We start from the raw sequence: 14,191 nt of genomic DNA, 5'->3' as shown, positions 1-14,191 counted from the left end.
GACAGAAAAGAAGTTGTTCAAAACATGGCTCAAGGCAGTGTGAAATGGTTCAACGCTGAAAAAGGCTTCGGCTTCATCGCCCAGGACGGCGGCGGTCCGGACGTCTTCGTGCACTTCTCGGCGCTGAGCGGCGCGGGTTACAAATCCCTCGACGAAGGTCAGCGCGTCGAGTTCTCGGTGGAGCAGGGCCAGAAGGGCCCCCAGGCCACGGACGTCCGCGCCATCTGATTCCGCGCGATCGACTCGTAGAGAGCTTCGCACCGAGGTCGGTGCGAAGCTCCTTTCATCGGTCGGTCCGTATCCGGACCCGATCGGGGCGGGATCCGGCTCTTCGATGGGCGTGCACGAGTGCTACCGCCGGTTGCCGAGCAGTGCCGTGAAGGTGGCGAATTCGCTTGGGGGAACACAGATTTGCGGGTGCGGTAGCCGGTCGAGCTCATTGGGGAACCGGCCACTCGGAGTGACGACTGTGCGGCGTGGCCGGTCGGTTGTGGCGTGCTGACGTCCGTTCCAGGCGTGCATGTTCGGTGAGTCGATACTGGGCAGAGGGATGACCGCGTGTGCCCAATCCAGTCCGACGACCGCTGTGGCAGCGGCTGCCACGCTCACGATCACAGCGTCGGTGCTGTGCCAGTTTCGGCGCACTGCGGGACCCGCCTTTCGCTACACCCACTGAGGAAGAGGTCCGTAGGGAATGGACAGGCTCGGCAGCGGTGGAACCCCCCTCAGTCAACGATAGGCGCAATCGTCGGACGCATGTCGGTCATGGACGAAGTTCGCCGTACCGGGTAACAGTGTCAGCCGGGCTCGATGGGTATAGCGTGAACCGATGGTGACCGCTCGTACATCGCCGTCCCGGCGGTGTCCTCACCTCTTACCCGGCCGGTCGATGGCCAGACAGGAGCGCCTCGATGACGCTGCTCCACAAAGGTTTTCATGATCGAACAACCCCGGACCGGACCAGGTGCGGTCGATGAGCACCCACGATGAAGCGACAGGCAACCGGCAGGCGGCGTGGAACGACAACGCCGGCGAGCTCACCGACGACGACGCCGGGGTCGCAGCGTTTCTGACCCTCGGTGACGATGTCGTACGCAACCTGCTGGATGTACTGCAGCGCCTGGACCGGATCCGCGGCGTCGTCGAGGACACCAAATCCACACTGCTACAGGTGGGTTCGGCCAGCATCGACCTACGGGATCTGATCGCGCGACTGGAGACCGACCTACGTAGCGCGAACACCGCGATGCTCGCCATCACCGGCAACTGGCTGATGTCCTCGCCCGAGCGTCATGGCCCCCTCGCCATCCGCTCACCCCGTTGAAGTCCCGCACTAGCCCGAAACACGCCCGATCGGAGAGGCGGGTCCGGTTATCTCGGGGCGAGATTCCGCGCCCGGACACTCAGGTCGACGACGACCCCGGCTGGGGCGCTGACCAGCCGGAGCTTCGTCACATGGTGAAAGAAGCCGACCCCGCCCTGATCGGTGCTCAATGGGGCTGGCAGGTCGGGCACCAGAACAGGTTTCGGGCATCCAGAACCGAGTGCAGAACCGTGGTACCGCATAGGCGGCAGGGGTCGCCGACTCGGCGGTAGACGTAGGTGCGCGGCTTGTCCTTGGCGTAGGCCGGTGCGCCGTGATCATCCTCGGGGCGGACGACGACGATCCTACCGTGGCGGACGCCGACCTTCATGAGATCGACCAGGTCGGCCCAGATCGCTTGCCATTCTTCGTAAGAGAGTTCGGCACCGGGGCGGTCGGGCGAGATGCCTTGGCGGAAGAGAACTTCGGCTCGATATACGTTTCCGACCCCGGCGATGACCTTCTGGTCCATGAGCATTGCGCCGATGGTGCGGCGGGAGCGGTGGATGCGGGACCAGGCGCGGTCGGGGTCGGCGTCGCGGCGCAGGGGGTCGGGGCCGAGGCGGGCGGTGAGGACGTCGACCTCGGGTGGGGTGAGGATTTCGCAGGCGTTGGGGCCGCGCAGGTCGGTGCCGGTGGGCTCGCCGGAGCTGCCGGCGCCGATCAGACGCATGCGGACCTCGCCGACGGGGGCGGCCATGGGGACGGCGGAGTCGTAGAACTTGCCGTACAGGCCCAGGTGGATGTGTACCGTGACGCCCGAATCGTAGTGGTGCAGCAGGTGTTTGCCCCAGGCTTCGGCGCGGGTCAGGACCCGGCCGTCGATCAGGGCCGCGCCGTCGGCGAAGCGGCCCTGCGGGCTGGTGACGCGAACCTGCCCGCCCGCGAAGCGCTTTCGGTGCAGCTTCGCCAGGCGGTGCAGCGTATGGCCTTCCGGCACCGGTCAGTTACCTTCCGGCACAGGTCAGTTGGGGAGGGCCGGGGGGACGCCGGTCTTCTCGTACTCGGCGAGGATGTCGATGCGGCGCTGGTGGCGCTCCTCGTCCGACCACGGGGTGGTCATGAAGGCGTCGACGATGGCGAGGGCTTCCTCGCCGGTGTGCATGCGGCCGCCGATGCCGAGCAGCTGGGCATTGTTGTGCTGGCGGGCGAGCTGGGCGGTCTCCACGCTCCAGCCGAGGGCGCAGCGGGCGCCCGGCACCTTGTTGGCGGCGATCTGCTCGCCATTGCCCGAACCGCCGAACACGAAGCCCAGCGAACCCGGGTCGGCGACCACACGGCGAGCGGCCTCGATGCAGAAGGCCGGGTAGTCGTCGAGGGCGTCGTATTCCAGCGCGCCGCAGTCGACGACCTCGTGGCCCTGGCCCTCCAGGTGAGCTTTGACTTGGTTCTTCAGTTCGAATCCGGCATGGTCGGCACCCAGGTATACGCGCATGGCTGCGATTGTGTCAGGGCGCTCGGGCCCGGTTCGCAGGGGGTTCGCACCCGCAAACCAGGTGCACGGCGAGGCTGAACCGGCAACCTCGGTGAACCGTACTATCCAGGCATGACGTCCGACGACAGTTCATCACCGCCGAACGCCTACGGGGGGCAAACCGCCGGCGGCCTTCCGGGGCAGCCGCCCACCGGAGGCTATCCGGTCCAGATCCCGATCAATGGCGGCAATATCTGGGACCCTCGCCTCGGCGCACCGGGTTGGGCTCCGCAGCAACCGTATTCGCCGCCCCCGCCGCCGGTGGTGCAGCAGACTCGCGGCCTGTCCCCGTACGGCATGCCCGCCCGGCACAGCTGGGAGATCCCGCTGCTGGTGATCGTGGTCATCATCACGGTCATCGCGTACCTGTTCGCCCTGCTGCTCCTGCTCACCGGAAACGCCGGGCAGCTGACCCTGATCCTGGTGTCCGCGCCGCTGGTGGTCTATCTGATCCGCGGTATGACCTACGCGACCCAGCGCCTGAACGGCGTGAAGATGTCGCCCACCCAGTTCCCGGAGGGCTATCGGATGGTGGTGGAGGCCGCCGCCCGCTTCGGCATGGCGAAGGTCCCCGATGCCTACGTGGTCACCGGCAACGGCCAGATCAATGCCTTCGCCTCGGGCCACGGCTTCCGGCGGTTCGTGGTCGTCTACAGCGATCTGTTCGAAATCGGCGGCGCGGCACGCGATCCCGACGCCCTGGCGTTCATCATCGGCCACGAAGTGGGGCACATCGCGGCCGGGCACGTCTCCTACTGGCGGCAGCTCGGCATGTTCGCGGGCTCGTATGTGCCGATCCTGGGGAACTCGCTGATCCGCGCCCAGGAGTACACCGCCGACAACCACGGCTTCTGCAACCGGCCGCAGGGTGCGCCCGGGGCGATGAGCACGCTGGCGGCGGGCAAGTATCTGAACCGTCTGGTCGGCTTCGGCGAGATGGCCGATCGGGCCGCCCAGGAGAAGGGCTTCTTCGTCTGGATCATCAATGCCATGGCCACCCACCCGGTGCTGACCTGGCGCATGTGGGCGCTGCGCGACCGCAGCCGCCACGGCAAGATGTTCTGGCGGCCCAGCCCGCCACCGGCGCCGATCATGCCCGCGCCGTACGGCGGTTACCAGCCGCCCAAGCCCGTCGGATACGGCGGCCCGCCACCGGGATACGGCGACACCTATCAGGAGTACCGGCCGAGCTGAGTGCTCGGGTCACGACGCCGTCGGGCGGGGTCCACGCGGGACCCCGCCCGATCATCGTTTCCGACCGGAGACCACCTCCGGAAAACCAAGCGTCTCAGTCGAAGACCGGATCCTCGGTGCGAGTCCGCTTGAGCTCGAAGAAGTGCGGGTAGGACGCCAGCGCGACCACGCCGTCCCACAGCTTGCCCGCCTCCTCGCCGCGCGGGATGCGCGAGAGCACCGGCCCGAAGAAGGCGACGTCATTGATGTGGATGGTCGGCGTGCCGACATCCTGGCCGACCTTGTCCATGCCGGAGTGATGCGAGGCGCGCAGGGCCTCGTCGAAATCGCTGCTCTGCGCCGCCTCGGCCAGTTCGGCGGGCAGGCCCACCTCCTCCAGCGACTCGGCGATGATCTGCGCCAGCAGCTCGGTGCGCGCACCGTCCTCGCGTTCGTACTCGGCGCGGCGGTTGTGCAGGCGGGTGCCCATGGCCGTGTAGAGCGGGGACGGCACCTTGTCGCCGTGATCCTGGGCCGCGGCGATGGCCACGCGCACCGGACCCCAGCCGGTCCGCATGATCTCCTCGTACTGCGGCGGCAGGCCCTCGCGGCCCTCATTGAGCACCGACAGGCCCATGACGTGGAAGTTCGTCTCGATATCGCGCACCTGCTCGACCTCGAGGATCCAGCGGGAGGTGATCCAGCACCACGGGCACAGCGGATCGAACCAGAAATCGACCCGGTCCTTCTTGGTGTCGCTCACAGGGAGTCCTTTCGCAGTCTTCGGCGGCCGGGAGACCGGGCCGCACCCCATGCGCAACAACCCGGATTGTTGCCGATATTTCCGCTCCGCCCGGGACGGCCGGGGTTAGTGTCGGACTATCGGCCTCGAGGACGGCGGTCCCCCCAGGGAGGTTTCGCCATGACCACATCCAGGTTCGTGATAGTGGGCGGCGGTCTGGCCGCCGCCAAGCTCGCGGAGGCCCTGCGGGCCAATGACTTCGACGGGACGGTCACCCTCGTCGGGGCGGAGGACCATCTGCCCTACGAGCGGCCGCCGCTGTCCAAGGAGCATCTGCTGGGCAAGAAGGCGCTGGCCGACTTCACCGTGGATCCGGCGCAGTGGTATCGCGATCATCACATCGAGGTGATGCCCGGCACCACCGTGCACGGCCTCGACCGGGCCACCAAAACCGTTGCGCTGCCGGATGGTACGACCCTGCCCTACGACAAGCTGGCGCTGGCCACCGGCTCGCGGCCGCGGCTGCTACGCCTGCCCGGCGCGGACGCGGCGGGCGTGCACGTGCTGCGGACCATCGAGGACTCCGACGCTCTGCTGGAGATGTTCGACGGCGCGCAACGGCTGGCGGTCATCGGGGCCGGTTGGATCGGGCTGGAGGTGACCGCCGCGGCGCGGGCCGCCGGGCTGGAAGTGACTGTGCTGGAAGCCGAATCGGTGCCGCTGCGGGCCGCGCTCGGACCGGAGATGGGCGAGATGTTCGCCGGATTGCACCGCGATCACGGCGTCGACCTGCGCTGCGGGGTGAAGGTCGGGGAGATCACCGTCGCCGGGGGCCGCGCCACCGGCGTGCGGCTCGACGACGGCACCCGTATCGAGGCGGACGCGGTCCTGGTGGCCGTCGGCGCACGCCCCAATATCGAACTGGCCGCCGACGCCGGGCTGGCCGTGGGCGGCGGCGTGCTGGTGGACGAGAGCCTGGCCACCAGCGACCCGGACATCGTCGCGATCGGGGACATCGCCGATCAGCAGCATCCGGTGCTGGGGCAGCGAATCCGCGTGGAGCACTGGGCGAACGCGCTCAATCAACCCGCGGTGGCGGCCCTGACCATGCTCGGGAAACCGGCCGTGTACGACCGGCTGCCGTACGTCTTCACCGATCAATACGACCTGGGGATGGAGTACACCGGCTATGCCGGCCCCAAGCAGCAGACGCGGGTGGTGGTGCGCGGCGATCTCGGCAAGCACGAGTTCGTGGCGTACTGGCTGGACTCCGGCGATCGGGTGCTGGCCGGAATGAACGTGAACGTGTGGGATGTGACGGACAAGATCAAGCAGCTGATCCTCGGCGGCGAGGCCGTGGACCCCGACACCCTATGACCACCGTCACACGAGACGGAGTGGAAGGTACGTCGAAATGGCGTGCACGGCTCCGACCTGTGTCCGAGAGCGTCCATCGGGGCGCACCGAACGAAGGAGCCGACCATGAAGTACATGCTGATCAAGACCTACAGCCCGGCCGCCTACTGCGACACTTTCATCGGCGAGTGGGAGCCCGAGGAGATCCAGGCGCACATCGACTTCCAGCGCGCCCTCGGCGAGGAGCTGGCCAAGTCGGGCGAGCTCGTCGACGCCCAGGGCCTCGCCGATCCCGGCCAGGCGCGAATCATCATGTCCGACGGCCGCTCCGCGCCGGTGGTCACCGACGGCCCCTTCCCCGAGACCAAGGAATTCCTGGCCGGCTACTGGATCATCGACGTCGACTCCCCCGAGCGCGCCGTCGAGATCGCCGCCCAGGCCTCGGCCGCACCCGGTCCCGGCGGCAAGCCGATCGGCGAGTACATCGAGGTCCGCCCGATCATGAGCGCCCCGCCCGCCGACCTGTGATACCCGGCCCCGATCACCGATGATGTCCGGCACCGATCTCCGATGATGTCCGACACCGCACTCGAAGACCTGCTGCGCGACCTCGCGCCGCAGGTCCTCGGCGCGCTGGTGCGCCGCTACGGCGACTTCGACGCCGCCGAGGACGCCCTCCAGGAGGCCCTGCTCGCCGCCGCCACCCACTGGCCGACCGACGGCCTGCCCGACAACCCGCGCGGCTGGCTCATCTCGGTCGGCCAGCGCCGGATGATCGACGCCATCCGGGCGGAATCATCGCGCCGGAACCGCGAGACCGCCAACGCGATCCGCGATCCCGAGCGCCTGGGTGGCGCGACGCCCGATCCCGCGGACGCGATCATCGCCGGGCGCGACTCCGTCGCGCCGGGTCCGGACCGGGACGACACGCTGACGCTGTTCTTCCTGTGCTGCCATCCGGTGCTGTCGCCCGCGAGCGCGATCGCACTGACCCTGCGCGCGGTCGGCGGGCTCACCACCGAGGAGATCGCACGGGCCTTCCTACTGCCGGAACGAACCATGGCGCAACGGATTACACGCGCCAAGAAGCGCCTCGCCGAGGAGTCCCGGCCCTTCGCGCTGCCGACGGAGCCCAATGGCCAACGGGGAGAATGGAACGACCGCCTCGACAGTGTGCTCCGGGTGCTCTACCTGATCTACACCGAGGGCCACACCAGCGGCGGCGAACGACTACACCGCGGCGATCTGGCGAGCGAGGCAATTCGCCTGACACGCGCCCTCTTTCGCGCCCTACCCGACAACCCCGAGGTCACCGGCCTACTGGCCCTGCTACTGCTCACCGACGCACGCCGCGCCGCCCGCACCGGCAGCCACGGCGAGCTGATCCCCCTCGAAGAGCAGGACCGCTCCCTCTGGGACCGCGACCTGATCATCGAGGGCGTGCGCCTGGCAACCGCCGCGGTCCACAGCGGCCTGATCGGCCAATACCAGATCCAGGCCGCCATAGCCGCCCTCCACGCCCAGGCCCTACGCCCCGAAAACACCGACTGGCCCCGAATCCTGCTGCTCTACAACGCCCTGGAACGCCACTCCCCCAACCCCATGGTCACCCTCAACCGCGCCGTAGCCCTGGCCATGGTGCACGGCCCCCAAGCAGGCCTCGACCTCACCGACACCCTCCGCGACTCCCTATCCGGCAACCACCGCCTGGAATCCGTCCGCGCCCACCTCCACGAAATGGCAGGCGACCCAGAAGAAGCCATCACCGCCTACACCACCGCCGCCCGCCAAACCACCAGCCTCCCCGAACTTTGTGCCACTCGGCGAATCTTGGTCAGGCGGCGGAGGTGCGGAAGGTGGTGGGGCTTACGCCTCGGTGGCGTTTGAAGGCGGCGGAGAAGCCGAAAGGGGCTGCGTAGCCGACGGATTTGGATAATTGGGCGATGGTCAGGTCGGTTTCGGTGAGGAGTTCTTCGGCCTCGTCCATGCGGGTGATGGTGAGGTAGGTCAGGGGTGGTTGGCCCATGATGGCGGTGAAGCGTTTGGCGAAAAGGGCTCGGGAGACTTGGGATTCGGCGGCGAGGGTGGCTACCGTCCAGGGTGCGCCGGGGGTGGTGTGGATGGCGTGCAGGGCGGGGGCCACGACGGGGTCGGACAGGCCGCGGAACCAGGTGGGGGCTTCGGGGCCCGCCTGGTCGAACCAGCTGCGCATGGTGCAGACGAGGCTCCAATCGAGGAGGCGGTCCATCATCGCCTGGGAACCGGCGCTTTGCTGCACGGCAGCGGCGGCGGCCGACTCGAACCAGGCGCAGGTGTCCATGTCGTCGTAGACCACCAGCACCGGTGGGAGGGCGCGCAGGAGGCGGTCGTGGCGGCGCGAGGACGTGCGATACACGCCGACCAGCAGGGCGGTGGCGTCCGCCGCACTGCCCCAGTTGATTCCGTTCAGCTCCTCGACTTCGCAATCGGAATCTGTGGTGCAGCAGGAGATTTCGTATTCCGCAGGCCGGGCGGGCGGAGCGCCGGAGGGCCCTGCGGCGGGGTTCCCAAGGTGTTCCGGGATGTCGCCGCCGGAATCGATTGACACGAGCCGGAATTCATCCGGTCCGCGCACCAGCGCGGTATCGCCGACGCCGAGCACCCGCTGCCCGCCGTCGGGCTGGAGCAGGGTGCCGCCGCCGCGCAGGACGGTGATCATGGTCAGCGGGGCGCGGTCGGCGAAGCGGATGGTCCAGGGCGCGGGCAGGACGGCGTGCGTGAGCACCGAACCTTCGGCCCGGATACCGCTCAGCAGTTTGCTCAGGGGGTCCACCACCGCCAACGTAGACGAATTCCTATCTGCCGGAGCTTTTCACCAATGGATCGTCCACACCAAACGATTCGATCCAGGAGGAACCCCTTTGTCGCACAACGTCATAGCCCCAACATCGGCCATCACCACAATCTCCGCCATCACACCGACCTCAGCCGCCGCCCCAACCGGCCCTGCTCGAGGGCTGGATCGATCGGGTGTGGAACTACGGATTCGCCTACGGCCGCAGCAAGCCTCGCCTCGCGGGCAAGCGCATGCTGTGGCCGGGGTGGCCGCCGGGGACGTCGTCGTGGACTTCATGCAGCAGACCCGCGAGGGCCAGCTCAATATGGGAATCGCCTACTACTGCGGCTTCTCGCATTCGGCCGTCGGCCTGCTGCCCGACGCGGAGGAGCGCCGTCAGCGCGTGGACGCGGACGGGCAGCTACTCATCGACGCGGCCACCTTCGGCGCGGAACGCGCGGCCCAGTACGCCGATCTGGAGCGCCGGGCCGACGGGTTCGTCGCGGAATTCCTTGCCGCCGAAGCGGTTCCGGCCCGGATCTGAGCCGCCGAGGTGGTACCGGTCTAGGCCTGGACGCCGTTCCAGGTGTTGCCGGTGATGAGCTCGTAGGCGGCGATGTACTTCTGCCGGGTCACCTCGATCACCTCGGCCGGGATCTCGGGGCCCGGGTACTCCTTGTTCCAGCCGGTCGAGGTGGACCAGTCGCGCACGAACTGCTTGTCGAAGGACTTCTGCGGGCGGCCGGGCTCGTAGTCGTCGGCGGGCCAGAAGCGCGAGGAGTCCGAGGTCAGCACCTCGTCGCCGACGGTGAGAACGTCACCGTCCCAACCGAGTTCGATCTTCGTGTCGGCGATGATGACACCGTGGGCGGCGGCGTGATCCGCGCCGCGCGAGTAGATCTCCAGGGTCAGATCGCGCAGCTTCTCGGCGACCTCCTTGCCCTCCTGGTTCACCACGTCCTCGAAACTGATGGGCTCGTCATGGCCTTCGTCGGCCTTGGTGGTGGGGGTGAAGATGGGCTCGGGCAGCTTGTCGCCGTCGCGCAGGCCGGGCGGCAGCGCGATGCCGGACACGGTGCCGGAGCGCTGGTATTCGGCCAGGCCGCCGCCGGTCAGGTAGCCACGCGCGATGCACTCCACCTTCACCATCTTCAGCGGCTTGACCCGCACCCCGCGCCCGGCGAACTCGGCGGGCACGTCGGTGGTGGACAGAATGTGGTTGGGCACATCGGAGAAGAACCCGAACCACCAGTTCGACAGCTGGGTGAGCAGCGCGCCCTTGTCCGGGATCGGGGTCGGCAGCACCACGTCGTACACCGACACCCGATCGGATGCGACCAGGATCAGCGAATCGCCGTCCTCGTACAGGTCGCGCACCTTACCGGCGTGGATGTGCTTCAACGGTCCTCCTCGTGCCGAGCGATTGCTGCCGCCGCAGAGCTTACCGACGGGCGGTGCCGCTCCTTACCGACGGGCGGTGTCCACCGCGACGCCCGGTCGGACGCCCGATCGCGCGCGACCTGGAACGACGGCCCGCGCGGGCCCGCGCGCCGACTCGGCGGGACGTGGCATTGTGGGGAACGTCGTGTCCGCGCCGGGTCGCGAGTGGAGAATTGTTCGGTCCGCTCGATGCCTCACGCGGGCGCATCACTGGACGTTCGGAACGATCGAGCGTCCCGCACCGAGCCCTGGGCAGCGCCGCCCAGCGAGCCGGGTGCACCTGCACGGCGAAGTTCTCCGAGAGCTAAGGAGCCCCCTTGTCCGCACCGAATCTCACCCGCGAGCAGGCGATCGAACGCGCCGCGACGGTCCAGGTGGAGAACTATCGGGTCGAACTGGATCTGACCGGCCAGCCCACCAATGCCGAAGCGCCGCGCAGTGAGACCTTCCACTCCAAGTCCACGGTGACCTTCACCGCGACCCCGGGTGCGCAGACCTTCATCGACTTCGTGGGCGCGGGCCTGCGCTCGGCCGTCCTCAACGGCGTCGCCCTGGACGTGAGCGGCTACGACGAGGAGCAGGGCCTGACCCTGCCGAACCTGGCCGCGAGCAACGAGCTCGTCATCGAGGCCGACGGCGAGTACTCCAACACCGGTGAGGGCCTGCACCGCTTCGTCGACCCGACCGACAACAAGGTCTACCTCTACTCGCAGTTCGAAACCGCCGACTGCAAGCGCATGTTCGCCTGCTTCGACCAGCCCGACCTCAAGGCCACCTACGACGTGATCGTCACCGCGCCGCAGGACTGGGAGGTCATCTCCAACGGCGCGGTCACCGACACCCACACCATCGGCACCGTGGTCCGCCACACCTTCGCCACCACCCCGCGCATGAGCACCTACCTGGTGGCCCTGATCGCCGGTCCATACGCCAAGTGGACCGACACCTTCAGCGACGCGCACGGCGAGATCCCGCTCGGCATCTACTGCCGCGCCTCGCTGGCCGAATTCATGGACGCCGAACGGCTTTTCACCGAGACCAAGCAGGGCTTCGGCTTCTACCACACCAATTTCGGTGTGCCGTATGCCTTCGGCAAGTACGACCAGCTGTTCGTGCCCGAATTCAACGCGGGCGCAATGGAGAACGCGGGCGCGGTCACTTTCCTCGAGGATTACGTCTTCCGTTCCAAGGTCACTCGCGCCTCCTACGAGCGTCGCTGCGAGACCGTGCTGCACGAGATGGCGCACATGTGGTTCGGCGACCTGGTCACCATGAAGTGGTGGGACGACCTGTGGCTGAACGAGTCCTTCGCGACCTTCGCCTCGGTGCTGTGCCAGGTCGGCGCGACCGAATACACCAATGCCTGGACCACTTTCGCCAATGTCGAGAAGTCCTGGGCCTACCGGCAGGACCAGCTGCCCTCGACCCACCCGATCGCCGCCGACATCCCGGACCTGGCCGCGGTCGAGGTGAACTTCGACGGGATCACCTACGCCAAGGGCGCTTCCGTGCTCAAGCAGCTGGTGGCCTACGTCGGTCAGGAGCCGTTCCTGGCCGGTCTGCGCGACTACTTCACCGAACACGCCTTCGGCAATGCCACTTTCGACGATCTGGTGGGCGCGCTGGAGAAGGCGTCCGGCCGCGACCTGTCCGACTGGGGCGCGCAGTGGCTCAAGACCACCGGCCTGAACATTCTGCGCCCGGACTTCACCGTGGACGCGGACGGCAACTTCGCCTCCTTCGCGGTGGTACAGGAGGGCGCGGAGCCCGGCGCCGGTGAGCGCCGCGTGCACCGGCTGGCCATCGGCGTCTACGACGACCAGGACGGAAAGCTGGTGCGCACCAAGCGCGTCGAGCTCGATATCGACCCGGCCGAGCGCACCGAGGTGTCCGAGCTGATCGGCGTCGGCCGCGGCAAGCTGGTGCTGGTCAATGACGACGACCTCACCTACTGCTCGGTCCGCCTCGACGCCGACTCGCTCGACACCGTGGTGGCGCGCATCGCCGATATCGCCGAGCCGCTGCCCCGCACCCTGGCCTGGTCGGCCGCTTGGGAGATGACCCGCCAGGCCGAGATGAAGGCCCGCGACTTCATTGCGCTGGTGCAGCGCGGCGTCGGCGCGGAAACCGAGATCGGTGTCGTGCAAAGGCTTCTCATGCAGGCCACCACCGCTCTCGGCTCCTACGCCGACCCGGAGTGGGCGCGCGCCGAGGGCTGGCCCGCCTACGCCGACCGGCTGCTCGAGCTGGCGCGCGCCGCCGGTGCGGGCTCGGACCACCAGCTGGCGTTCGTCAACGCGCTCACCGGTTCGCTGCTCTCGCCCCAGCACGTGCAGGTGCTGCGGCAGCTGCTCGCGGGCGACCCGCAGGGCGTCGGCCTGCCGGGCCTGACCGTGGACACCGACCTGCGCTGGCGCCTCACCCAGGCGCTCGCCGCGGCCGGGGCCATCGACTCCTCCGGCATCGAAACCCCGCTCATCGACGAGGAATTGGCGCGCGACGACACCGCCGCGGGCCGCCGCCAGGCCGCCGCGGCCGCCACCGCGCGCCCGCAGGCGGCGGTCAAGGAATCGGCCTGGGACACCGTCATGGGCGACTCGGTCGCCAACATCACCGCCCGCGCCATCGTCGCCGGCTTCGCCCCGGCGGGCCAGGCCGCCCTGCTCACCCCGTTCGTCCAGCGCTACTTCGCCGAGATCCCCGGCGTGTGGGAGCGCCGCTCCAGCGAGGTCGCCCAGACCGTGGTGGTCGGCCTCTACCCGCGCTGGGCCGTCACGGAGGAAGCCGTCGCCGTCGCCGACAAGTTCCTCGCCGACGACCACCCGCCGGCCCTGCGCCGCCTGGTAGTCGAGGGCAAGGCCGGGATCGAGCGCTCCCTGCGCGCCCGCGCCTTCGACCGCGGCTAGAAAGCCCTGCCCGGCAACATCTTTCGATAACAACGGCAGCCCCTCCCGAGTCTTTCGGGAGGGGCCGCCGGCTGCCCGAAGCAGCCTCGACAGGACGCGGTTCGGTTCCGTGCTGCCATGGGCGGATCTGCTCACAGCAGCGTGGCGAGACTTTCACCGGTCGGCCGCGGCACCGTGAAGGCATGGCAGAGAACAAGACTCCGATGTTCAATTGGCGGACCCGCGAGCAGCTCTTCGCCCGGCGGGTGCTGGTGCTGGACGGTGTGCTGGACGACGACAACGGCGCGCTGCTCATGACCCAGCTGCTGACCCTGGCGGCCGAAGATCCGGACGCGGGGATCTCACTGTGGATCCACTCCCCCGGCGGGTCGGTGCCCGCCATGCTCGCCATCCGCGACGTCATGCGCCTGGTGCCGTGCGAGGTATCCACCCTCGCGCTCGGATTGGCTTGCAGCGCGGGGCAATTCCTGTTGTCGGCGGGCACGCCGGGCCGCCGCTTCGCCCTGCCGCACGCCCGGGTGCTCATGCATCAGGGCTCGGCCGGCATCGGCGGCAGCGCCGTCGAGGTCGAGGTGCAGGCCGACGACCTGCGCTACACCGTCCAGACCGTGCTCGGCCTGATCGCCGCCGACACCGGCCAGCCCTACGACCAAGTCTTCGAGGACTCCCTGCACGACCGCTGGTTCACCGCCACCCAGGCCCGCGACTACGGCTTCATCGACCACATCGTGGAGTCGTTCAACCAGGTCATCCCCGAACGCCAGCGACTGGGCATGTCGGCATGACATCGACACGGCGCAATCCCTTGGGCCCCGGCTCATTTCCAGGAGGCACGGCATGACCAGCTACACCATCCCGAATGTCATCGCCCGCGACCCGCGCGGCGAACGCATCATGGACGTCTACTCGCATCTGCTAATAC

Annotated in this window: 14 protein-coding genes and 1 pseudogene; 10 read left to right on the top strand and 5 right to left on the bottom strand. The window is 68.4% G+C overall.

What is annotated here, in order from left to right; all coding sequences use genetic code 11:
• Window positions 1-24: 24 nt before the first annotated feature.
• Both NS2_RS32055 and NS2_RS32050 read left to right on the top strand, forming a co-directional pair.
• A complete protein-coding gene (locus tag NS2_RS32055; protein ID WP_033091043.1) occupies window positions 25-228 on the top strand; it encodes a cold-shock protein in 204 nt (67 codons plus the stop codon).
• 745 nt (window positions 229-973) lie between these two features.
• A complete protein-coding gene (locus tag NS2_RS32050) occupies window positions 974-1,324 on the top strand; it encodes a hypothetical protein (protein ID WP_033091044.1) in 351 nt (116 codons plus the stop codon).
• A gap of 166 nt (window positions 1,325-1,490) precedes the next feature.
• On the opposite strand, the gene NS2_RS32045 is transcribed toward NS2_RS32050, so the two are convergent.
• Both NS2_RS32045 and NS2_RS32040 read right to left on the bottom strand, forming a co-directional pair.
• Window positions 1,491-2,303 carry an Fpg/Nei family DNA glycosylase gene (locus NS2_RS32045; RefSeq protein WP_033091045.1) on the bottom strand — a complete coding sequence of 271 codons (813 nt, stop codon included), beginning with the start codon at window positions 2,301-2,303 and terminating at the stop codon, window positions 1,491-1,493.
• Between the two features lie 24 nt (window positions 2,304-2,327).
• On the bottom strand, window positions 2,328-2,798 hold the full coding sequence (locus NS2_RS32040) for a ribose-5-phosphate isomerase (RefSeq protein ID WP_033091046.1): 471 nt from the start codon (window positions 2,796-2,798) through the stop codon (window positions 2,328-2,330).
• A 111-nt stretch (window positions 2,799-2,909) separates the two neighbouring features.
• Here NS2_RS32040 and NS2_RS32035 point away from each other — a divergent pair, with 111 nt between their 5' ends.
• Complete coding sequence (locus NS2_RS32035) at window positions 2,910-4,031, top strand: M48 family metallopeptidase (RefSeq protein WP_045439889.1); 1,122 nt, start codon at window positions 2,910-2,912, stop codon at window positions 4,029-4,031.
• A gap of 94 nt (window positions 4,032-4,125) precedes the next feature.
• Here NS2_RS32035 and NS2_RS32030 read toward each other — a convergent pair whose 3' ends face one another.
• Complete coding sequence (locus NS2_RS32030) at window positions 4,126-4,773, bottom strand: mycothiol-dependent nitroreductase Rv2466c family protein (RefSeq protein WP_033091047.1); 648 nt, start codon at window positions 4,771-4,773, stop codon at window positions 4,126-4,128.
• Between the two features lie 159 nt (window positions 4,774-4,932).
• On the opposite strand from NS2_RS32030, the gene NS2_RS32025 reads away from it, so the two are divergent.
• The 3 genes from NS2_RS32025 (at window position 4,933) to NS2_RS32015 (ending at window position 7,995) form a co-directional block, all read left to right on the top strand.
• A complete protein-coding gene (locus tag NS2_RS32025) occupies window positions 4,933-6,129 on the top strand; it encodes an NAD(P)/FAD-dependent oxidoreductase (protein WP_033091048.1) in 1,197 nt (398 codons plus the stop codon).
• 105 nt (window positions 6,130-6,234) lie between these two features.
• Window positions 6,235-6,636 carry a YciI family protein gene (locus NS2_RS32020; RefSeq protein WP_033091049.1) on the top strand — a complete coding sequence of 134 codons (402 nt, stop codon included), beginning with the start codon at window positions 6,235-6,237 and terminating at the stop codon, window positions 6,634-6,636.
• 42 nt (window positions 6,637-6,678) lie between these two features.
• Window positions 6,679-7,995 (top strand): RNA polymerase sigma factor, encoded by a 1,317-nt coding sequence (locus tag NS2_RS32015; protein WP_063897735.1) that lies wholly within the window; start codon window positions 6,679-6,681, stop codon window positions 7,993-7,995.
• Here NS2_RS32015 and NS2_RS32010 read toward each other — a convergent pair.
• The gene (locus tag NS2_RS32010; protein ID WP_033091055.1) at window positions 7,943-8,920 is read right to left on the bottom strand and encodes an AraC family transcriptional regulator; all 978 of its coding nucleotides are present in this window, start codon (window positions 8,918-8,920) and stop codon (window positions 7,943-7,945) included. The two genes, NS2_RS32015 and NS2_RS32010, sit on opposite strands and share 53 nt — an antisense overlap.
• 268 nt (window positions 8,921-9,188) lie before the next feature.
• Here NS2_RS32010 and NS2_RS36465 point away from each other — a divergent pair, with 268 nt between their 5' ends.
• Window positions 9,189-9,467, top strand: a complete 279-nt coding sequence (locus NS2_RS36465) for a hypothetical protein (protein ID WP_228102659.1) — start codon at window positions 9,189-9,191, stop codon at window positions 9,465-9,467.
• Between the two features lie 20 nt (window positions 9,468-9,487).
• Here NS2_RS36465 and NS2_RS32000 read toward each other — a convergent pair whose 3' ends face one another.
• Window positions 9,488-10,324 (bottom strand): phosphoribosylaminoimidazolesuccinocarboxamide synthase, encoded by an 837-nt coding sequence (locus NS2_RS32000; protein WP_071344531.1) that lies wholly within the window; start codon window positions 10,322-10,324, stop codon window positions 9,488-9,490.
• 356 nt (window positions 10,325-10,680) lie between these two features.
• Here NS2_RS32000 and pepN point away from each other — a divergent pair, with 356 nt between their 5' ends.
• From pepN to NS2_RS38075, 3 genes and pseudogenes are all read left to right on the top strand, one after another.
• Entirely contained in the window at window positions 10,681-13,269 is a 2,589-nt protein-coding gene (gene pepN, locus NS2_RS31995) for an aminopeptidase N (RefSeq protein ID WP_033091051.1), read from the top strand.
• 182 nt (window positions 13,270-13,451) lie between these two features.
• The gene (locus NS2_RS31990) at window positions 13,452-14,054 is read left to right on the top strand and encodes a ClpP family protease (protein ID WP_033091052.1); all 603 of its coding nucleotides are present in this window, start codon (window positions 13,452-13,454) and stop codon (window positions 14,052-14,054) included.
• A 52-nt stretch (window positions 14,055-14,106) separates the two neighbouring features.
• Window positions 14,107-14,191: pseudogene (locus NS2_RS38075) on the top strand (ATP-dependent Clp protease proteolytic subunit); the annotation flags it as partial.

Source organism: Nocardia seriolae NBRC 15557, from assembly GCF_007990715.1.
Taxonomy (GTDB): Bacteria; Actinomycetota; Actinomycetes; order Mycobacteriales; family Mycobacteriaceae; genus Nocardia; species Nocardia seriolae.
The sequence above is the reverse complement of the archived record's forward strand: the minus strand, read 5'-3'. Positions and strand labels throughout refer to the sequence as shown.